The organism is Pseudomonas sp. PDM13, assembly GCF_025685765.1.
Taxonomy (GTDB): domain Bacteria; phylum Pseudomonadota; class Gammaproteobacteria; order Pseudomonadales; family Pseudomonadaceae; genus Metapseudomonas; species Metapseudomonas solani.
In genome coordinates, this window is sequence record NZ_JAOTQU010000015.1 from 63,935 (window position 1) to 84,336 (window position 20,402).

The following is a 20,402-nucleotide window of genomic DNA, read 5'->3' on the forward strand; positions in this document are numbered from 1 at the left end:
ACGCTGGATGAGCAAACGCCCCAACTTCCTGGTGATAGTCGCCGACGACCTGGGTTTCTCCGACCTCGGTGCCTTCGGCGGCGAGATCGCCACGCCGAACCTGGATCGCCTGGCCTTCGACGGCCTGCGCCTGACCGACTTCCACACCGCGCCCACCTGCTCGCCGACCCGCTCGATGCTGCTCACCGGCACCGACCACCATATCGCCGGCATCGGCACCATGGCCGAGGCGCTGACCCCGGAGCTGATCGGCAAGCCGGGCTACGAGGGTTACCTCAACGACCGCGTGGTGGCGCTGCCCGAGTTGCTGCGCGAGGCCGGCTACCAGACGCTGATGTCCGGCAAGTGGCACCTGGGCCTGACCGCCGAGCGCGCGCCCCATGCGCGGGGCTTCGAGCGCTCCTTTTCGCTGCTGCCGGGCGCGGCCAACCACTACGGCTACGAGCCGCCCTACGATGCCAGCACGCCGGGCATCCTCAAGGCGACGCCGGCGCTGTACGTCGAGGACGACCGCTTCATCGACCAGCTGCCGGAGGGCTTCTATTCCTCCGATGCCTTTGGCGACAAGCTGATCCAGTACCTCAAGGAACGCGACCAGAGCCGCCCCTTCTTCGCTTACCTGCCCTTCTCCGCCCCGCACTGGCCGCTGCAGGCGCCCGCCGAGGTTGTGGATAACTACCGCGGCCGCTACGACGCCGGCCCCGAGGCGCTGCGCCTGGAGCGCTTGGAAAAGCTCAAGGCGCTGGGCCTGGTGGCGGCGGACGTCGAAGCACACCCGGTGCGGGCCATCAGCGCCGAGTGGGACGCGCTGAGCGAGGCGGAACGCCAGGTGTCGGCGCGAACCATGGAGGTCTACGCGGCCATGGTGGAGCGCATGGACTGGAACATCGGCCGGGTGCTGGACTACCTGCGCCAGCAGGGGCTGGAGGACGACACCTTCATCCTTTTCATGTCCGACAACGGTGCCGAGGGCGCGCTGCTGGAGGCCTTCCCCAAGTTCGGCCCGAACCTGAAGAGCTTCCTCGACCAGCACTACGACAACAGCCTGGAGAACATCGGCCGCGCCAACTCCTATGTCTGGTACGGCCCGCGCTGGGCCCAGGCGGCCACTGCGCCGTCGCGCCTGTACAAGGCCTTCACCACCGAGGGCGGCATCCGCGTGCCGGCCCTGGTGCGTTATCCACAGCTGCAGCGGCAGAAGCAGATCAGCCCGGTGTTTTCCACGGTGATGGACATCACCCCCACGGTGCTGGACCTGGCCGGCGTGCGCCACCCGGGCACCCGCTGGCGTGGCCGCGAGGTGGCGCCGGTGCGTGGGCGCTCCTGGCTGGGCTACCTCTCGGGCGAGACGCCCCGGGTGCATGACGAGAAAACGGTCACCGGCTGGGAGCTGTTCGGCATGCGCGCCATCCGCCAGGGCCACCTCAAGGCGGTGTACCTGCCCGCGCCGGTGGGCCCGGAAACCTGGCAGCTCTACGACCTGGAAAAGGACCCGGGGGAGATCCACGACCTGGCCCAGGAACGGCCGGAAGCCCTGGCCGGGCTGATCGAGGCCTGGCAGCGCTACGTGGACGAGACCGGGGTGATCCTCAGCGAATCGCCGTTCCAGCCGTAGGGGCAACAGCAGAGCGTGCTTGTGGGCGAATTCATTGGCTCTGTCGGCGTTAGCTGTTGTGGTTTTAATGCAAGCCCTCAAGCACGGTGCTTTCCGGGCACTTATGGATTTCTTCCACCTCCACCGCATGGGTTTCGCTTCGCTCTACACCATCCTACGAAAGCCCGTGCGCACCACGTGGCGATGCGCTGGACGAAGAAAGTTGGAGCAGCCGCCAACGCCCCTCCAGGAGGCCGAACGCAGTCGTTGCGCCGGGGGACGAGCGGCATGGATGCCGCGAGAGGCGCGCCAGGCCATGGATGGCCCATCGCGCCGGCCCCCAGAGCGGCGATGGAGTGAGGGAACCCTGGCGAAGCCGGGGCCGGATGATGGGGCGAGTTTTTTGGTTCCTTTTCAACGACTGGAAAAGGGACTCGCCCGGGTGGGCGAAACCAGAAGCACCAACAAAACTCGGCAATCAGCTGGGTCCAAATCTTCTAGCAACACTTAACGCAGACAGAGCCAATTCATTCGCGAAAGGGGAGCGCCGTTGCACCTCGGCTCGCCCTTGCCCCAAGGCTCCGGTGAACCACCTGCGGTGGGCTGAAGCCCACCCTACGGAAGGCAGCCCAACACGGCGAGGTTGAAGGCCGCTGCGTTGGGCCTCGCTACGCTCGGCACCAACCTACGGTGCAGCGTGCGACCGGGGCGGCTAGACCGGGACGATGCGGTTCTTGCCGCTGCGCTTGGCGGTGTACATGGCTTCGTCGGCGCGGGCGTAGAGGTGTTCCAGGGTGTCGCCGGGGCGCAGGGTGGTGAGGCCCTGGCTGAGGGTGACGCTGAATACCTGGCCGCTGGCACTGAACGACAGCCGCTGCACTTCGCGCTCCAGGCGCTCGGCCACCTGCAGGGCCTGGGCCGGGTCGCAGCCGGGGAATACGGCGGCGAATTCCTCGCCGCCGATGCGCCCGAAATGGTCGACCCGGCGCAGGGCGCCGGCGCCGCATTGGGCGATGCGCTGCAGCACCAGGTCACCCACCTGGTGGCCGTAGGTGTCGTTGATCTTCTTGAAGTCATCGATATCCAGCAGCAGGAAGGCCAGGGGCCGTTCGTAGCGCTCGGCCACATCGAATTCGCGCTGGGCGCATTCGAAGAAGTGCCGGCGGTTGCTGGTGCCGGTCAGCACGTCGGTGGTGGCCAGGCGTTGCAGCTCGGCCTCCAGGGTCTTCTTCTCGGTGATGTCCTCGGCGATGCCCACCACCAGGGTGCTCTGCCCGGCCTGGCCCTGGCGGCTGACGAAGCACTTGTCGCTGAGCCAGCGCACCTGGCCGTCACCGCGGATGATGCGGTACTCGCGCACCTCCACCGCGCCCTTGGTGAGCACCTCGGCAAGGCTGCGCGCGGCGTACTCGACGTCGTCGGGGTAGATGCAGTTGCGCCACTCGTTGAAGTCCACCATCAGCAGCTCGGCCGGGCGGCCGAACATGCGCTCGTAGTGCGGGCTGACGTAGATGATTTTCTGCGCGTCCCAGTCGAAGGCCCAGAGCACGGCGTTGACGCTGCCCAGCAGGCTGTTGAACAGCAGTTCGCGTTCGCGCAGGCGTTCCACCTCGCCACGGCTGTGCAGCAGTGCCAGGGTCAGCTTTTCCAGCTCGCTGGGTGTTTCCTCGAAGTTTTCCATCCGGCCCATAGCCTGCCTTCGCGTATTCGGGTCACGTTACGCCCACGACGAAGCGGCGGGCATGAGTGGCCGGCGTCAGGCATGACTCTGGTGACGAATGGCTGCAAAACGGTTGAACAGGCGGTGCAGGACGAACACCGCAAGCAGGGTGATGAATACCGCAACGCAAACCGAACTGAGCCGATAGGCCAGGCTGAACATCATGTCGTGACTCGGCGTCAGGTATTGACCGAAAACGATGGCCAAAGTTGTCAGCGCGCCGAAGCCGATTCCCTGCGCACCCTCCAATACGTGCACTCGGGCACAGAAAAAGGCGGCTATCCAGTACAGCGAGGCGACGAGCGGTAGCACGTCGTAGTGGTCGTAGAGCAGCAGTTGCAGCACCAGCCCGATCAGGCAACCGAGCATGGTGCCGAGGGCGCGGATGCGTCCGGCGAAGCGGATGCCGTTCCAGTGCATGGGGAAGAGCACCAGGATCGAGGCGATCTGCGCGGACAGCGAATCCTTCAGGTCGAACGTCTGGAAGAGGATGAACGACAGGGTGGCGATGCAGGCGCCGAGCAGCGCTTCGTGGCGCTGGCTGGGCAGGTCCTTGGGCGGCGGGGTGCGCGGCTCGCGGGGCTCGGCATCGGGAAAGAGGAAGAACATCAGCCAGGCGATCAGCACCGTGAGACCGGCGGCCACCAGGTTGCTGGCCACCAGGTCGTAGAGGTGGGTTTCGGGGTAGCTGGCGAAGTGCAGTTGCATGGAAAGGAACACGCAGCCCAGGGCGCCGAACATGAACAGCGGGCCGCGCGCCATGAGGCTGAAGCGCCAGAGGAAGGCGGCGAAGACCAGGGGCACGATGAGCATCGGGCGGTCGCCGAACAGGCCGTAGATGACCAGCGTCTCCAGGCTCACCAGCACCGCCTGGGCGAGGAACTGGCGGATCACATGGGCATTGATGGTGGGCACCAGGCCCAGCAGCAGCATGGGGTAGACGCAGAAGAACGAGCCGTTGTCCCAGCCCATCAGCTTGCACACGAACAGGCCGAGGGTGCCGCCGCAGGCCAGGCGCAGGCACTGGCGCAGGCCGTTCTCGCTGAGGGCCGGGCGCGTCATCAGTAGATGTAGTGCAGCAGGCTGATGAGGCGGATCTGCACCCGGCCGAAGAAGGCGGCCAGGGGCGACTCGTGGGGGTAGAGCTGCACCGTGGCCTTGGCGCCGCTGGGCAGGGGCGCTTCCGGGGGCGCCTCCAGCAGCACGTGCAGGCGCTGGCGCTGGGCGTCGCGCACCCAGCGGTCGGAGGTGGCGGGGGCCGCGAGGTCGCCGTTGGCGTCCAGCTGGCCTTCCTTGACGCCGGCGTCGATGGCGCTGACCCGCGCCGCGAAAATGCGCCCGGGCAGGGCGTCGAACACCACGCTGGCGCCATCGCCCAGGCCCACGTAGCGCAGGGCCTTCTCGCGGAAGTCGGCACTGACATCGGCCTCATCGGCCACCAGCGCGGCCACCGGGCTGCCGGCGGCGACGAAGGCACCCGGGGACAGCTGCAGGTTGCTCAGGGTGCCGGCGCGCTCGGCGCGGACTTCGCTGTACTGCAGTTGCAGGCGGGCCTGGTCGAGGGCGTTGCGGGCCTGGCGCAGGCGCAGGTTGTCGTCGCCCGCCGCACCGCGCTCGGCGGCCAGCTGGTGGATGCGCGCACTGGCGGCGGCCACCTTGGCGCTGGCGGCGGCACGCTGGGATTGGGTCTGCTCGAACAGCTGGCGGGAGACGTGCTGGCTGGCCACCAGCTTGCCGAGGCGCTCGGTCTCGCGCGCCAGCTCCTGGGCCGAGGCGTCGGCGGCGAGCTTGTCGGCACGGGCGGCGGCGAGGCTGGCATCCAGCTCGGCGTTGTCCTGGGCGGCCTGCTCCAGCGCCAGCTCGGCGGCGTTGACGGCAAGGCGGAAGGGCTCGGGGTCGAGGCGGAACAGCAGCTGCCCGGCCTGCACATGGGCGTTGTTGCTGACGACGATGTCCAGCACCTGGCCGCTGACCCGGGGCGCCAGGCGCAGCACCGGGCGTGTCAGCTGGGCTTGGGGGGTGATGGGCATCCACAGGTCGGCCGCGAGGAAATAGACGAACAGCAGCACGAAGGCCGCAATGGCGCTCCGCACCCGGCGGGCGAACCTTTGATCGGGGGTCATGGATACCTCGGAAATACAGGGCGGACCGGTGTTGCCGCGATGCCCGCGAACGGGGCGATGGGCGGTGATCCGGTAAAACGGCAAACAGCTCAGGGCTGGCAGTATATTTACCGGCGTTTCCTGGATAATCAGCGCCCTTCGAGAATCAGCCTTGCGCGAGGAGTAACAATGGACACCCTGAACAGCATGCGTGTGTTCGTTCGCGTCATTGAGACCGGCAGCTTCACCGCGGCGGCGCAGGCGCTGGACCTCTCCACCGCGCAGGTCTCGCGGCTGGTTTCCGAACTGGAGCAGCAGCTGCAGGCACGCCTGCTGCACCGCACCACCCGGCGCCTGGCGCTGACCGAGGTGGGCGAGCGCTACCTGCAGCGCAGCCGCTCGATCCTCAACGAAGTGGACCAGGCCGCCGCCGAGGCGCGCGGCGCGCACCTCAAGCCCAGCGGCCGGCTGCGGGTGCACACCATGACCGGGCTCGGCCTGCAGCACCTCACCGGCCTGGTGGCGCGCTACACCGAGCTGTACCCGGAGGTGGTGATCGACCTGACCCTGTCGCAGCGCAACCCCGACCCGCTGGAGGACGGCCAGGACGTGGTGCTGACCTTCGCCCGCGAACTGCCGGATTCGCAGATGGTGGCGCAGTCCCTGGGGCAGATGTACAGCGTGGTCTGTGCGTCCCCGGGCTACCTGGAGAAGCACGGCGTGCCCAAGGGCCCGGCGGACCTGCGCCATCACCGCTACCTGCGCCTGCTGGACCCGCTCTACCAGGACAACTGGGTGCTGCAGGGCACGGATGGCGAGTTCGACGTGCTGCCGGCGGAGGCCTTCCAGGTCAACGTCGCCGAATCCCTGGCCCGCGCCGCCCAGGCGGGCATGGGCTTCTGCCTGCTGCCCTCCTTCGTCGCCTGCCAGCCGCTGCGCGACGGCACGCTGTTGCGCCTGCTGCCGGAGCACCGACTGCGCGAGCGCAACATCTATGCGATCTACCCGTCACGGCGCTTCCTCGACGCCAAGATCAGGACCTGGGTGGACTTCCTCAAGGCCGAGCTGCCGCCGCTGTTCGCCCAGGACGACGCGGTGCTGGACGACCCGCGCCACTGGGCCGTGCGCACGCAATTGTTGCGCTAGAGGCAATTGTGCTTCACCTGGGCCGTGGTTTTTCGCCGCCGGCCCCCCGCCTAAGATGGCCTCGGTTTCCAGATGCATCCCGCCGAGGATCACGCTATGCAACGCAATCTCTTTGTTACTGCCGCTTTCACCGCTTTCGCCCTGTCCTTCACCCAGTTCTCCTTCGCCGAAGAGTCGTCCGCCTTTGTTGCGCGAAATGCCCAGTATGAGCAGCGCGCCCAGGACGCCGCCCAGCAGCAGGCCATCGCCAAGCAAGGCACCGAGCGCAAGGCCGACGCCGACCAGGACAGCTGATCGACCCGCTCCACCTCCTCCTGACCTCCTGACGTCGATGTGATTGCTCCTTTGTCGACGTCTTGTTCCAGCCGCCCTCCCCCCGGGCGGTTTTTTTTGGCCGCGTTTCAGGGACAGGCGTGTGTGGGCGGTGCAGGTGGGAGTGGGAGGGTAGGAGCGAATTCATTCGCGATGGAGTATCCAGCCACACGCAGCAGGGAGACGGCGGTGAGTCTTTCGCGGCTGAAGCCGCTCCTACAGATGGCACGGCGCGGAGCACGGCCCAACCCCGCAGCGGTGGACCGGTGAAGCGGGGTCCACCCTACATCGCCTGACAGCTCGTGCCCGCACGGACTTCCCCGCTGGGTAGGGTGGATAGCGCTCTTCTATCCACCAAGCGGACTCGCCCCACACACTGACGCCTCGCCCCTCTCCCGTAGGAGCGAATTCATTCGCGAAGAGGCACCAGCGAGCACCGCTGCGTTGGGCCTTGCGAGCTCGGCGCCAACCTACGGACACGCCAATAAAAAAAAGGCCGGCAATGGCCGGCCTTTTTCGGGGTCGTTGCGATCAGGCCGTGGCGGCCGGGCGCAGCGAGTAGGTCTTGAGCTGCTCGGCGAAGTCGCGCAGCGACTGGATGCCGCTGGCCTCGGCCTCGTGCACCCATTGCTTCATGGCTTCGAGCATGTCGTGACCGTTGGAGCTGGTCTTGACCCAGATGTGCTGCAGGGCGAGGCGCTTCTCGTAGATCACCTTCAGCGCCTGGCTCTGCTCCAGCATGGCGGCGATGCGCGCATGGTGGCGTTCGTCCAGCAGGCTGGTCTCGCGGGACAGCAGGCGCTTGGCGCGACGGAACAGGTGGCGCACCGACTCGTCGGCCTTGGCCAGTTCCTGCTTCACCAGGGGCGCGATCACCAGCTTGCGGTACTGCGCCATGATCTGGAACCGGTTGTTGAGGATGGCCATGGCGGTGTCCATGTCCAGGCTGCCCTTGCCTTCCACGCGGTGGGCGATGGGCGCCACGCGCTGCACCTTGGCCAGGCGCAGGAAGCTGAACAGCTTGATCCAGGCCCAGCCCAGGTCGAATTCCCACTTCTTCACCGACAGCTTGGCCGAGTTCGGGTAGGTGTGGTGGTTGTTGTGCAGCTCTTCGCCACCGATGAGGATGCCCCAGGGCACCAGGTTGGTGGCGGCGTCGCGGCATTCGAAGTTGCGGTAGCCGACGGCGTGGCCGAGGCCGTTGATGACGCCTGCGGCCCAGACCGGGATCCACATCATCTGCACCGCCCAGATGGTGATGCCGGCGACGCCGAACAGGGCGAGGTCGATGGCCGCCATCAGGAACACGCCACCCAGGGGGTAGCGCGAGTAGACGTTGCGTTCGAGCCAGTCATCCGGGCAGTTCTTGCCGTAGATGCGCAGGGTCTCTTCGTTCTCCGCCTCTTCGCGGTACAGCTCGGCGCCGCGGCGCAGGACGGTGCCCAGGCCCTTGATCACCGGGCTGTGCGGGTCGTCGACGGTTTCGCACTTGGCGTGGTGCTTACGGTGGATCGCGGTCCATTCGCGGGTGTTCATCGCGGTGGTCAGCCACAGCCAGAAGCGGAAGAAGTGCTTCAGCGCCGGGTGCAGTTCCAGGGAGCGATGGGCGGAATAGCGGTGCAGGTAGACCGTGACGCCGACGATGGTGATATGCGTCATCACCAGGGTGGCTGCCACCAGTTGCCACAGCGACAGATCGAGAAAACCGTTGTACCACATGGAGTGCGTAGCCTCGGGGGAAGGAAGGGCGAGGTTGTCGGACAAACACCGGCATTATCCCCATGAATTGTGAGAAAACCATCCTGTTCTTTAGATAAGAAAGAGATGAATCTCCATTCATCTATAATGCGAAACCGATCACATCTGGCATGGCCTCGACTCACCTATGAAACCCAAGCTCAGCGCCGTGAAACTGGTGCTGCCCTACTTCCTCCTCGCCAGCGCCTGGATACTCTTCAGCGACCATCTGCTGCCCCTGCTGAGCCCCGACGGCAGCCGCCTGGAGCTGCTGCAGTCGGCCAAGGGGCTGCTTTTCGTGGCGGTCACCAGCGGCCTGCTGTACCTGCTGGTGTGCCTGCACATGCGTCGCCTGCGCGCCTACCTGCAGGCCCGCCGCGAGCAGGAGAGCAGCCTGCGCCAGGCCGCCGCGGTGTTCGACGCCACCCAGGAAGGGGTGCTGGTCACCGATGCCGAGCAGCGCATCGTCCACGTCAACCGTGCCTTCGCCCGCATCACCGGCTTCGAGGAGAGCGAGGTGCTGGGGCAGACCCCGGTGCTGTTCAAGTCCGGCCGCCACGACACGGCCTTCTACCAGTCGATGTGGAACGCCCTGAAGAACCGCCACGCCTGGAGCGGCGAGGTGTGGAACCGCCGGCGCAACGGCGAGGTGTACCCGCTGTGGCAGAACATCCGCGCCATCCATGACGAGGACGGCCTGCTGACCCATTACGTGGCGGTGTTCTCCGACGTCAGCGCAATCAAGCGTTCGCAGAACGAGCTGGACTACCTGGCCCACCACGACCCGCTGACCAACCTGCCCAACCGCCTGCTGTTCACCGAGCGCGTCGAGCACGCCCTGGAGCGCGCCCGCCGGGAAGGCAGCGAGGGCACGGTGATCCTGCTGGACCTCGACCACTTCAAGCACATCAACGAAAGCCTCGGCCACAACCATGGCGACCAGTTGCTCAAGGCGGTGGGCGAGCGCCTCGCCACCCTGATGGCCGGCGGCATGACCCTGGCGCGCCTGGGCGGCGACGAGTTCGGCCTGCTCTGCGAGGACTCCGGCCCCGAACAGGCGGCGGACCTCGCCGGCCGCATCCAGCAGTGCCTGGCCGCGCCCTTCCACCTGGCCGAGCAGAACCTGTTCATCAGCGCCAGCCTGGGCATCAGCCTGTTCCCGGGGGATGCCGAGAACGTCGAGCAGGTGCTGCGCAACACCGACTCGGCGCTGTTCAAGGCCAAGAGCGTGGGCCGCGAGACCTTTGCCTTCTATAGCCAGGAGCTGACCGAGCAGGCGCGCCAGCGCGTCGAGCTGGTCACCGCACTGCGCCAGGGCCTGGAGCAGGACGAGCTGCGCCTGGTGTTCCAGCCCATCCACGACCTGGCCGATGGCCGCCTGATCGGCGTCGAGACCCTGGTGCGCTGGCAGCACCCGCAGCGCGGCCTGGTGCCGCCGGCGGAGTTCCTGCCGGTGGCCGAGGAAAGCGGCCTGATCGGCGCCATCGACGCCTGGGTGCTGGAGCGTGCCTGCCGGCAGATGCGCGACTGGACCGAGCGCGGCATGCAGCTGTCGTTCATCGCGGTGAACGTGTCCTGCCGCCTGTTCAGCCGTGGCGAACTGGACACCCGCGTCGCCCGCGTGCTCGCCGACACCGGCCTGGAACCGGGGCGCCTGGAGCTGGAGATCACCGAGAGCGCGGTGATGGAGGACCCGGACACCGCCCTGGAGCTGCTCGACCGCCTGTGCAAGCTCGGCGTGCGCCTGGCCATCGACGATTTCGGCACGGGCTACTCGTCCCTGCAACGCCTCAAGCGCCTGCCGGTGCACAAGCTGAAGATCGACCAGAGCTTCGTGCAGAACCTGCCCGACGACCGCGACGACATCGCCATCGCCAAGGCCGTTACCGCCCTGGGCCATAGCCTGGGCCTGGAGGTGCTGGCCGAAGGCATCGAGCACCAGCGCCAGGCCGACTTCCTCCGTGGCCTGGGTTGCGACCATGGCCAGGGCTACCTGTTCAGCCGCCCGCAGCCGGCCCAGCAGCTCGAGGAAGCCTGGCAGCTTTCCCCTTCGAGCGGCGCCACCCCGCAACAGATCAGCCTGCTCTGACCCCTTCCCTCCCGGTGGGCCAACGCCCACCGCGCGTCCCTCCGCCCGCAGCGGGCGGGCCTCTGGCCAGCATGGCGCCGAGCGATTCGGCCAAATCTAACCATTGGTTATATAAAAATTCTTAAACAGTATTTTTAAGAATATTCATGCCCTGATTAAGATGCGCCCAAGCCACGCGAAACCCCCTGTTCACCGACGCGGGCATCCCATCCAAGGAGCATGACCATGAGCGCAACACTCCGCAGCCTCGAAGGCCAGGACGAAGCCAGCATCCTGCGTGAAATCCAGAGTGCCCTGCACGGCCTGCGTTTCGGTGCCGTCGAGATCACCGTGCACAACGGCCAGGTGGTGCAGATCGAGCGCAAGGAAAAATTCCGCCTGCAACCGCCCGCCGGCAAGAACAGCTGACCCGAACACCCGACCGGGTCGCCGGAGGGGTCAACCCGCGACGCGAACCGAGTCGACTGCGACGTGCGCCGTGAACGCCCGCCGCGCCTGAAAGACAACCTAGCCAACAGCATAAAAACTCAGAATTCAGGAGCTTCATCCATGTCGATTCGCCGCTTCGCCCTGGCCACCCTGGCCAGCGCCCTGCTCACCACCCTGGTCGCCGGCCCGGTCGCCGCCGCCACCGAACTGCTCAACGTCTCCTACGACCCGACCCGCGAGCTGTACCAGGAGTACAACGCCGCCTTCATCAAGCACTGGAAGGCCCAGGGCGGTGAAGACCTCAAGGTCCAGCAATCCCACGGCGGCTCCGGCAAGCAGGCCCGCGCAGTGATCGACGGCCTCAAGGCCGACGTGGTGACCCTGGCCCTGGCCGGTGACATCGACGAGCTGCAGAAGCTCGGCAAGCTGATCCCCGAAAACTGGCAGACCCGCCTGCCGCAGAACAGCACCCCCTACACCTCGACCATCGTGTTCCTGGTGCGCAAGGGCAACCCCAAGGGCATCAAGGACTGGGGCGACCTGACCAAGGCCGGCGTGGAAGTCATCACCCCGAACCCGAAGACCTCCGGCGGCGCCCGCTGGAACTTCCTGGCCGCCTGGGCCTGGGCCAAGAAGCAGTACGGCAGCGACGCCAAGGCACAGGAATACGTACAGGCGCTGTACAAGCAGGTTCCGGTTCTCGACACTGGCGCCCGCGGTTCGACCATCACCTTCGTCAACAACAACATTGGCGACGTGCTGCTGGCCTGGGAAAATGAGGCCTTCCTGGCACTCAAGGAACAGGGCGGCGAGAACTTCGAAATCGTTGCACCGAGCCTGTCGATCCTCGCCGAGCCGCCGGTTTCGGTGGTCGACAAGAACGTCGACAAGAAGGGCACCCGCAAGGTCGCCGAAGCCTACCTGCAGTACCTGTACAGCGAGGAAGGCCAACGCATCGCCGCGAAGAACTTCTACCGTCCCCGTGACGAGAAGGTCGCCGCCGAGTTCGCCAAGCAGTTCCCGAAACTGGACCTGGTGACCGTCGACAAGGACTTCAACGGCTGGAAGGAAGCGCAACCGAAGTTCTTCAACGACGGCGGCATCTTCGATCAGATCTATCAGGCGCAATAAGCCGAAGCTGCAAGCTGCAAGCTGCAAGCTGCAAGAAAATGGGTGGGGCGCAGGCCCCGCCCGGACAAGGGGAAGCGCGAGCTTCCCTTTGCCGTGCCCGGGCCGGTGATATTCCGGTGGCGGGCTTGAGCGTTCCAACGCAGAAAAAGGACAGATGATGTCTCGACGTATCTCCCCGGTCATACCCGGCTTCGGGCTGACTCTGGGGTACACCCTGGTGTATCTCAGCCTGTTGGTGCTGATTCCCCTGGGCGCCATGTTCCTCAAGACCTTCGACCTCACCTGGGTGCAGTTCTGGAACATCATCAGCGCACCCCGCGTAATTGCCGCACTCAAGCTCAGCTTCGGCACCGCGCTCGCCGCCGCCGTGCTCAACGGCCTGATCGGCACGCTGCTGGCGTGGGTCCTGGTGCGCTACGACTTCCCCGGCCGCAAGATCATCGACGCGATGATCGACCTGCCCTTCGCCCTGCCCACCGCCGTGGCCGGTATCGCGCTCACCGCGCTGTACGCGCCGGCCGGCCTGGTGGGCCAGTTCGCCACCGACCTGGGCTTCAAGATCGCCTACACCCCGCTGGGCATCACCCTGGCGCTGACCTTCGTCACCCTGCCCTTCGTGGTGCGCACGGTGCAGCCGGTGCTGGCCGATATCCCCCGCGAGGTGGAAGAGGCCGCCGCCTGCCTGGGCGCCAAGCCGCTGCAGGTGTTCCGCCACATCCTCCTGCCGGCGCTGCTGCCCGCCTGGCTGACCGGCTTCGCCCTGGCCTTCGCTCGTGGCGTGGGCGAGTACGGCTCGGTGATCTTCATCGCCGGCAACATGCCGATGAAGACCGAGATCCTGCCGCTGCTGATCATGGTCAAGCTGGACCAGTACGACTACACCGGCGCCACTGCCATCGGCGTGCTGATGCTGGTGGTCTCCTTCATCCTGCTGCTGCTGATCAACCTGCTGCAGCGCCGCATCGAAACCCCTTGAGGAGGCCAACGTCATGAGTAGTGCAACCCTGACCGCCGTCACCTCCGCCAACGCTGCCCGCCGTGGCAACGTGTGGGGCCGGCGCGCGCTGATCGCCGGCGCCTGGCTGGTGTTCGGCATCTTCCTGCTGCTGCCGCTGTACATCGTGCTGAGCGAGGCGCTGAAGCAGGGCTTCGGCACCTTCTTCGCCGCCATCTTCGAGCCCGACGCCCTCGCCGCACTGAAGCTGACGGTGATAGCCGTGGCCATCTCGGTGCCGCTGAACCTGGTGTTCGGTGTCGCCGCCGCCTGGTGCGTGAGCAAGTTCGAGTTCCGTGGCAAGAGCATCCTGGTCACCCTGATCGACCTGCCCTTCTCGGTCTCGCCGGTGATCGCCGGCCTGATCTACGTGCTGCTGTTCGGCGCCCAGGGCTACTTCGGCGAGTGGCTGTCGGACCGCGATATCCAGATCGTCTTCGCCATTCCCGGCATCGTCCTGGCCACCATCTTCGTCACCGTGCCCTTCGTCGCCCGTGAGCTGATCCCGCTGATGCAGGAACAGGGCACCCAGGAAGAAGAAGCCGCGCGCCTGCTCGGCGCCAACGGCTGGCAGATGTTCTGGCACGTGACCCTGCCCAACATCAAATGGGGCCTGATCTACGGCGTGGTGCTGTGCACCGCCCGCGCCATGGGCGAGTTCGGCGCGGTGTCGGTGGTTTCCGGCCACATCCGTGGCGTGACCAACACCCTGCCGCTGCACGTCGAGATTCTCTACAACGAGTACAACCACGTCGCTGCCTTCAGCGTCGCCAGCCTGTTGCTGATCCTCGCGCTGGTCATCCTGCTGCTCAAGCAGTGGAGCGAGGCCCGTTTGTCCCGTCTTAAATCCAGCGCTGATGAGGAGTGAGTCATGAGCATCGAAATCCGTAACGTCAGCAAGAACTTCAACGCCTTCAAGGCGCTCAACGACATCAACCTGGATATCCACAGCGGCGAGCTGGTGGCCCTGCTCGGCCCGTCCGGCTGCGGCAAGACCACCCTGCTGCGCATCATCGCCGGCCTGGAGACCCCGGACGCCGGCAATATCGTGTTCCACGGCGAGGACGTCTCGCAGCACGACGTGCGCGATCGCAACGTCGGCTTCGTGTTCCAGCACTACGCCCTGTTCCGCCACATGAGCGTGTTCGACAACGTCGCCTTCGGCCTGCGCATGAAGCCCAAGGGCGAGCGCCCCAGCGAGCCGGAGATCGCCGAGAAGGTCCATGAGCTGCTCAACATGGTGCAGCTGGACTGGCTCTCCGACCGCTACCCGGAGCAGCTCTCCGGCGGCCAGCGCCAGCGCATCGCCCTGGCCCGCGCCCTGGCGGTGAAGCCGAAGATCCTGCTGCTGGACGAACCCTTCGGCGCCCTCGACGCCAAGGTGCGCAAGGAGCTGCGCCGCTGGCTGGCGCGCCTGCACGAGGAGATCAACCTGACCTCCGTGTTCGTCACCCACGACCAGGAAGAAGCCATGGAAGTGGCCGACCGCATCGTGGTCATGAACAAGGGCGTGATCGAACAGATCGGCTCCCCGGGCGAGGTCTACGAGAAGCCGGCGAGCCCCTTCGTCTACCACTTCCTCGGCGACTCCAACCGCCTGCAGCTGGGCGATGACCGCCACGTGCTGTTCCGCCCCCACGAGGTCTCGCTGTCCAAGGAGGCCGAGGAAGAGCACCAGGCCGCCGAAGTGCGCGACATCCGCCCCCTCGGCGCCATCACCCGGGTGACCCTGAAGGTGGACGGCCAGGACGAGCTGATCGAAGCCGAAGTGGTCAAGGACCACGACAGCCTGGTCGGCCTCGCCCGTGGCGAGACCCTGTACTTCAAGCCCAAGGCCTGGCAGCCCGTCGCCCACGGCTGATCGCCGCGACGCAACGACAAAGCCCCTCATCCGAGGGGCTTTTTCATGGGCGCAGATGTAGGTTGGGCCGAAGCATGAGGCCCAACGCAACGGACCCGACCCCGGCACCGTTGGGCCTCGCAAGCTCGGCGCCAACCTACGGCCCCGCCCTCTGGTGGGAGCGAATCCATTCGCGAAAAGGCAGGGTGCCCGAGTTATCCACAGACCGCTTCGGCCGAGCGCTTGAGCCCGAAGAACTGCAGCTCGGCGAACAGCACCACCGCCAGCGCCTGGGCGATCACGAAGGCCTGGCCCAGCAGGGTCGGCTGCACCCAGCCGCTGACCAGCAGCAAGAGGCTGTCCACCACCCAGACGGCGTTGACCGCGATCACCGCCCACACTGCGCGGCGGTCCAGGGTTTCGCGGCGGGCCAGCCACAGCAGCACGGCGCACCAGGGCAGCATCAACAGGCCGGCGCCGGTGAGCAGCGCGACGGGCAGCGCCAGCAGGGACGACAGCGGGCCGGCGCCCAGGGTCATCAGCAGGCCGGCGGCACCGCTGAGCAGGGCATCGAGTTGCAGGACGCGGCGCAGCAGGGGGGACGGTTGCACGGTGGTCATGGCGAATCTCCTCGGTGGGGGCGGCCCGGCGGTTGCCGTTGCCTTGGTCGCCAGGATTCGCCGATCGGGGAAGTGCGTCGATTACCTGCCAGGTAATGGCCGGGATTCCCCCGCTCGACTATCGTCGCTGCCATGAACGCACACACCCATCCCGTCGGCGCCCTGTTGCGCCAATGGCGCCAGCGGCGCCGCCTCAGCCAGCTCGACCTCGCCTGCGACGCGGAGATTTCCACGCGCCACCTGAGCTTCGTCGAAACCGGGCGCGCCCAGCCCAGCCGCGAGATGCTCCTGCACCTGGCCGAGCAGCTGGACATTCCCCTGCGCGAGCGCAACCGCCTGCTGGCCGCCGCCGGCTATGCGCCGCTGTTCCCCCAGCGCACCCTGGACGACCCGGCCCTGGCCGGCGCGCGCCAGGCCATCGAGCAGCTGCTCAAGGCCCACGAGCCGAACCCGGCGCTGGCCATCGACCGCCAGTGGAACCTGCTGGCGGCCAACGGCGCGGTGATGGCGCTGATCGCCGGCGCATCCCCTGCCCTGCTCGCCCCGCCGCTCAACGTGCTGCGCCTGACCCTGCACCCGGAGGGCCTGGCACCGCGCATCGTCAACTTCGGCCAGTGGCGCGCCCACCTGCTGGAGCGGCTGCTGCACGACATCGAGGTGAGCGGCGATGGGGAACTGCAGGCCCTGTACGACGAGCTCGCCGCCTACCCGGCACCGCCCGTGACCGACCCCCTGCCCACCGACGGCGTGCTGGTGCCCCTGCAGCTGGATACGCCCCTGGGGGTGATCAGCTTCATCAGCACCATCACGGTGTTCGGCACCCCGGTGGACGTGACCCTGTCCGAGCTGGCCCTGGAGACCCTGTTCCCCGCCGACCCGGAAAGCGCCGAGCGGCTGCGGCAGATCCTCCGGATGGGATGATTTGTCGCCCGGTGGTCATAAATCACTCTTTCGGGTAATACCCTCCAGCCCCCGGCGCAGTAGGCTGGGCGCGCACCGATTGGTGCCCACACACCTCATCGCTTTGTCTGCTCACAACAACAACAAAAGGAGCACGCCGGGATGCTTTCAGACGCTCTAGCACGCGCTTTTATCGGATTGCTGCTCAGCCTGGTCGGGGCCGGGATGGCCCTCGCCGCCGAGCTCGCGCCCATCGACCAGGTACAGATTCACGCCTGCCGCGCCACCAGCAGCCTGTTGCTGTATCGCGGCGAAGGTTTCCAGGAAACCCACAAGACCCGCTTCGACGCCGACATCAAGGCGCTGGAGGCCGCGTTCCAGAGCGTGCCGCAGCCCAGCGACGGGTTCCGGCAGAAGTACCGCGCCCTTGTTACCCAGTTGCAGCAGGGTGTTTCCTACGGCCACAACGAGGACGACGTGCCCTGGCGTTTCCCCCAGGAACTGGCCAAATCCCTGCGTGAATTGCTCATCGCCGCCCGCTCCACCCCCGGCAACACCGCCGATGGCGAGCTGCCGGCCAAGGTGGAATACCTGGCGGTGCAGTACCTCAGCCGCGCCTACATCGGCACCTTCGAGATCGCCCGGGAAAGCAACGACACCTATATCGGCCAGGACGAACGCACCCTGCTGCCGGCCATCGATGCCCAGCTGCAGCCGATGGACAAGAACGACCCGGCGGTGGGCAAGCTGAAGACCCGCTGGAGCTTCCTCAAGACCGCCCTCAGCGACATGAACAGCCAGAGCAACACCCTGGTCAGCGCCTCCGGCCGGCCCTATGCGCCAATGATGGTCGACCGCCACGCACGCTCGATGAGTGCGCAATTGCTGACCAAGGGTGGCTGAGGGAAAGGGATAGCGCGGGTTATCCACAGGGCGGCCAGGCTCAACACCGTAACGGTGGACCGGTGAAGCGGGGACCACCCTACAGCGCCTGGCGCATCGTGCCCGCACGGGCTACCCCGCTGGGTGGATAACGCTCTTTTATCCACCAGGCGGACCCACCCCGAGCACCAAGGCCTCGTCCCTCTCTCGTGGGAGCGAATTCATTCGCGATGGAGTTTCCAGCCACTCGGAGCCGAGAGCCGGCGGTGAGTCTTTCGCGGCTGAAGCCGCTCCCACAGGTGCCCGGCCCAACACCGCAGCGGTGGACCGGTGAAGCGGGGTCCACCCTACAGCGCCTGGCGTATCGTGCCGGCACGAGCTACCCCGCTGGGTAGGGTGGATAACGCTCTTTTATCCACCAAGCGGACTCGCCCCGAGCACCAAGGTCTCGCCCCTCTCTCGTGGGAGCGAATTCATTCGGCGATGGAGCTGCCGGCCACTCGGAGCCGAGAGCCGGTGAGCCTTTCGCGGCTGAGGCCGCTCCCACAGGGGGGCGGCCCAACCGCGCATCACCTCAAGCGGTGGCTTTCTTCTCGCGGATGCAGGTCGGGCCGGCGCGGTGTTCGATGGCCTGCTCCACTTCCTTGCGCATGCCGAGCATGAAGGCCAGTTCGGCGACGACGAACAGGGGGCCGACCACCAGGCCCATGAGGTCGTCGACGAAGGCGGGCTTGCGGCCTTCGTAGTAGTGGCCGACGAACTGGATCACCCAGCCCACCACGAACAGGCCGAGGCCGGCGCTGAGCCACAGGGCGGTGGATTGCACGGCCAGCGCGGTGCCGACCCAGAGGCTGAGCCAGAGCAGCGCGGTCATCACCAGGCCGAAGCGCAGGTCGAGGCGGAAGTAGAAGACGGCAGAGGCCAGCGCCACCAGGGCTGCAGGAGATATCCACAGGCCGGCGACGACCAGGCCCGGGCGCGACAGCAGCACGGCCACGGCGACCACGATCAGCGGGATGCCGATGAAGTGGCTGAAGATATTGCGCCGGTCACGGTGGTATTCGGCGTACTGGGAAAGATGGTCGACGAGGGTTTTCATTGTTATGTCCTCAGGTTGCAGGCAGTTGCGCCGATAATGGCGCCTGTACTGACCTATCCTCTGTCAGCTAGCCGACAAAGCCCATCGTCCGATGCCCGAACTTTCCGACTGCCGTACCCAATTGCTCACCGGCCACTGGTTCGCCGGCCTGCCCGCGCCCCTGCAGGATGCGCTGGTGGAGCAAGCGCGCCCGCTGAGCCTGGCCCCCGGCGAGTGCCTGTTCCGCCGGGGTGACCCGCCCTGCGGGCTCTATGCGGTGATCGAGGGCGCGGTGCGCGTGGGGGTAAGTGCGGAGAACGGCAAGGAGGCGCTGCTGATCCTGGTGGAACCGCCGCACTGGTTCGGCGAGATCTGCCTGTTCGATGGCCAGCCACGCACCCACGACGCCTTCGCCGAAGGCCCGACGCAGCTGCTCAACGTGCCCCAGCCGGCCTTGCAGAAGATGCTGGAGGCGGAGCCGGCCTGGTGGCGCGAGTTCGCCCTGCTGATGAGCCAGAAGCTGCGCCTGGCCTTTATCGCGCTGGAGGAGATGAGCCTGCTGCCGGCACCGCAACGCCTGGCACGACGGCTGTTGATGATCGCCGAGGGCTACGGCGAGACCAGCGGCCAGCGCCGGGTCATCCACCTGGCCCAGGAACAGCTGGCGCTGATGCTGGCGGTGTCGCGGCAGACCACCAACCAGATTCTCAAGGAACTGGAAGCCCAGGGCGTGGTGCACCTGAACTATGGCGAGATCGAGATCCTCGACCTCACCGGCCTGCGCAAGGCGGCGCGGCTGTAGCGGTTCAGGCCGGCCCGCGCAGGGCCTCGGCGAGCTGACGGCCCACCGTCACCGCCTCTTCCAGCTGCGCTTCCAGGCGCACCATCTCCTGCCGCCAGGCCTGCTGGCTTTCGTGCTGCAGCGCCCAGTGATCCGGCAAGGGCGCCAGCGCGTCGCGCAACTGCGCGCCCTGCTCGTCCAGCCCGGCCATCAGCCCACCAAGGGGCTCCAGCGCGGCCACGCCTGCGGCCAGCCCGGCGTCCTGCCCGGCCAGGTGGGCCACGGCGGCGGCGGTCTGCTGCTGGATGTCTTCGGCCATGCGCCCCACTTCCTCGGTGGCACCGGCGGTGCGCGCAGCAAGGTTGCGCACCTCGTCGGCGACCACGGCGAAACCACGCCCGGCATCACCGGCGCGGGCCGCTTCGATGGCGGCGTTGAGGGCCAGCAGGTTGGTCTGGCTGGCGATGGACTGGATGCTCTGGGCGACCTTCTGGATCTCGCCGCTGCGCTCGGCCAGGGCCTGCACGCGCTCGCGGCCGGTGCCGCTCTCGGCGAGCAGCGCGGCGAAGGCCTGGCGGGCCTTGCCCAGGTCGGCGCGGCCTTCGGCACCGGCCTGCTGCAACTGTGCGGCCAGCTGTTCGAGGCGATCGAGATCGGGCGGTACGACGCCCGCGTCATGGCGCTGCAGCCAGATGGCGCCCTCGTCCAGGCGCTGGCGCAGCAGGGTGTCGAGCTGGCTGGCGACGCCTTGCAGACGCAAACGCTCGGCAGCGTTGCGATCAGCCTGCACCGCCAGCTCCGCCAGGCGCGGGGCCTGGTCTTCCAGGGGGTCGTCGCGGGGCTCTTCCGGTACCTTCCAGGGGCCCAGCCAGGGCCACAGCGCCAGCACCAGGTAGGCGGGGATGCTCCAGGCGAGCGGCACCTGCCAGCGCGTATAGACCAGCATCAGCAGGGCCAGGCCCAGGGTGTGGAACGCGACGGCATAGGGATGGCGGGCGTAGGCAGGACGCATGGGCTTCTCGGGGTGGTTCTTGTAATGGGGCAATT

Annotated in this window: 18 protein-coding genes and 1 pseudogene; 12 read left to right on the forward strand and 7 right to left on the reverse strand. The window is 66.9% G+C overall.

All coding sequences use genetic code 11. The features are described 5' to 3' along the window. The first annotated feature begins 7 nt into the window (after window positions 1-7). Complete coding sequence (locus OEJ36_RS16735; RefSeq protein ID WP_263402470.1) at window positions 8-1,615, forward strand: arylsulfatase; 1,608 nt, start codon at window positions 8-10, stop codon at window positions 1,613-1,615. A gap of 691 nt (window positions 1,616-2,306) precedes the next feature. Here OEJ36_RS16735 and OEJ36_RS16740 read toward each other — a convergent pair. The 3 genes from OEJ36_RS16740 to OEJ36_RS16750 all read right to left on the reverse strand — a co-directional run bounded on the left by OEJ36_RS16740 (window position 2,307) and on the right by OEJ36_RS16750 (window position 5,437). Then, the gene (locus OEJ36_RS16740) at window positions 2,307-3,275 is read right to left on the reverse strand and encodes a GGDEF domain-containing protein (protein ID WP_263402509.1); all 969 of its coding nucleotides are present in this window, start codon (window positions 3,273-3,275) and stop codon (window positions 2,307-2,309) included. Between the two features lie 75 nt (window positions 3,276-3,350). Further along, complete coding sequence (locus OEJ36_RS16745) at window positions 3,351-4,376, reverse strand: DUF2955 domain-containing protein (RefSeq protein WP_411861021.1); 1,026 nt, start codon at window positions 4,374-4,376, stop codon at window positions 3,351-3,353. Further along, window positions 4,376-5,437, reverse strand: coding sequence for an HlyD family secretion protein (locus OEJ36_RS16750; protein ID WP_263402471.1), 1,062 nt, complete (start codon window positions 5,435-5,437; stop codon window positions 4,376-4,378). The genes OEJ36_RS16745 and OEJ36_RS16750 overlap by 1 nt, the downstream gene beginning before the upstream one ends. A 168-nt stretch (window positions 5,438-5,605) precedes the next feature. Here OEJ36_RS16750 and OEJ36_RS16755 point away from each other — a divergent pair, with 168 nt between their 5' ends. Both OEJ36_RS16755 and OEJ36_RS16760 read left to right on the forward strand, forming a co-directional pair. Next, the gene (locus OEJ36_RS16755; RefSeq protein ID WP_263402472.1) at window positions 5,606-6,562 is read left to right on the forward strand and encodes a LysR family transcriptional regulator; all 957 of its coding nucleotides are present in this window, start codon (window positions 5,606-5,608) and stop codon (window positions 6,560-6,562) included. A gap of 96 nt (window positions 6,563-6,658) precedes the next feature. Then, window positions 6,659-6,856, forward strand: coding sequence for a hypothetical protein (locus tag OEJ36_RS16760; protein WP_263402473.1), 198 nt, complete (start codon window positions 6,659-6,661; stop codon window positions 6,854-6,856). Window positions 6,857-7,405: 549 nt separating this feature from the next. On the opposite strand, the gene desA is transcribed toward OEJ36_RS16760, so the two are convergent. Next, the gene (gene desA / locus OEJ36_RS16765; RefSeq protein ID WP_263402474.1) at window positions 7,406-8,593 is read right to left on the reverse strand and encodes a delta-9 fatty acid desaturase DesA; all 1,188 of its coding nucleotides are present in this window, start codon (window positions 8,591-8,593) and stop codon (window positions 7,406-7,408) included. 166 nt (window positions 8,594-8,759) lie between these two features. Here desA and dibA point away from each other — a divergent pair, with 166 nt between their 5' ends. The 6 genes from dibA (at window position 8,760) to OEJ36_RS16795 (ending at window position 15,115) form a co-directional block, all read left to right on the forward strand. Beyond that, window positions 8,760-10,700, forward strand: coding sequence for a phosphodiesterase DibA (gene dibA / locus OEJ36_RS16770; protein ID WP_263402475.1), 1,941 nt, complete (start codon window positions 8,760-8,762; stop codon window positions 10,698-10,700). A gap of 225 nt (window positions 10,701-10,925) precedes the next feature. Next, a complete protein-coding gene (gene oscA, locus OEJ36_RS16775) occupies window positions 10,926-11,108 on the forward strand; it encodes a sulfur starvation response protein OscA (protein ID WP_021217924.1) in 183 nt (60 codons plus the stop codon). A gap of 141 nt (window positions 11,109-11,249) precedes the next feature. After that, window positions 11,250-12,260, forward strand: a complete 1,011-nt coding sequence (locus tag OEJ36_RS16780; protein ID WP_184491841.1) for a sulfate ABC transporter substrate-binding protein — start codon at window positions 11,250-11,252, stop codon at window positions 12,258-12,260. A 157-nt stretch (window positions 12,261-12,417) separates the two neighbouring features. After that, window positions 12,418-13,236, forward strand: coding sequence for a sulfate ABC transporter permease subunit CysT (cysT, locus tag OEJ36_RS16785; protein WP_263402476.1), 819 nt, complete (start codon window positions 12,418-12,420; stop codon window positions 13,234-13,236). Between the two features lie 13 nt (window positions 13,237-13,249). Beyond that, window positions 13,250-14,122 carry a sulfate ABC transporter permease subunit CysW gene (gene cysW, locus OEJ36_RS16790; RefSeq protein WP_263402477.1) on the forward strand — a complete coding sequence of 291 codons (873 nt, stop codon included), beginning with the start codon at window positions 13,250-13,252 and terminating at the stop codon, window positions 14,120-14,122. Window positions 14,123-14,125: 3 nt separating this feature from the next. Then, a complete protein-coding gene (locus OEJ36_RS16795; protein WP_043245278.1) occupies window positions 14,126-15,115 on the forward strand; it encodes a sulfate/molybdate ABC transporter ATP-binding protein in 990 nt (329 codons plus the stop codon). A gap of 194 nt (window positions 15,116-15,309) precedes the next feature. Here OEJ36_RS16795 and OEJ36_RS16800 read toward each other — a convergent pair whose 3' ends face one another. Beyond that, window positions 15,310-15,714, reverse strand: a complete 405-nt coding sequence (locus OEJ36_RS16800; RefSeq protein WP_263402478.1) for a hypothetical protein — start codon at window positions 15,712-15,714, stop codon at window positions 15,310-15,312. A gap of 132 nt (window positions 15,715-15,846) precedes the next feature. Here OEJ36_RS16800 and OEJ36_RS16805 point away from each other — a divergent pair, with 132 nt between their 5' ends. Further along, on the forward strand, window positions 15,847-16,635 hold the full coding sequence (locus OEJ36_RS16805; RefSeq protein WP_263402479.1) for a helix-turn-helix domain-containing protein: 789 nt from the start codon (window positions 15,847-15,849) through the stop codon (window positions 16,633-16,635). Between the two features lie 141 nt (window positions 16,636-16,776). Next, on the forward strand, window positions 16,777-17,517 hold the full coding sequence (locus OEJ36_RS16810; RefSeq protein ID WP_263402480.1) for a hypothetical protein: 741 nt from the start codon (window positions 16,777-16,779) through the stop codon (window positions 17,515-17,517). Window positions 17,518-18,070: 553 nt separating this feature from the next. Here the strand turns inward: OEJ36_RS16810 and OEJ36_RS16815 are convergent. Further along, window positions 18,071-18,595, reverse strand: coding sequence for a DUF962 domain-containing protein (locus OEJ36_RS16815; protein WP_263402481.1), 525 nt, complete (start codon window positions 18,593-18,595; stop codon window positions 18,071-18,073). Between the two features lie 91 nt (window positions 18,596-18,686). Here OEJ36_RS16815 and OEJ36_RS16820 point away from each other — a divergent pair, with 91 nt between their 5' ends. After that, window positions 18,687-19,376 (forward strand): Crp/Fnr family transcriptional regulator, encoded by a 690-nt coding sequence (locus OEJ36_RS16820; protein ID WP_263402482.1) that lies wholly within the window; start codon window positions 18,687-18,689, stop codon window positions 19,374-19,376. A 4-nt stretch (window positions 19,377-19,380) separates the two neighbouring features. Here OEJ36_RS16820 and OEJ36_RS30670 read toward each other — a convergent pair. After that, a pseudogene (locus OEJ36_RS30670) lies at window positions 19,381-19,830 on the reverse strand (methyl-accepting chemotaxis protein); the annotation flags it as partial. Window positions 19,831-20,402 lie beyond the last annotated feature (572 nt).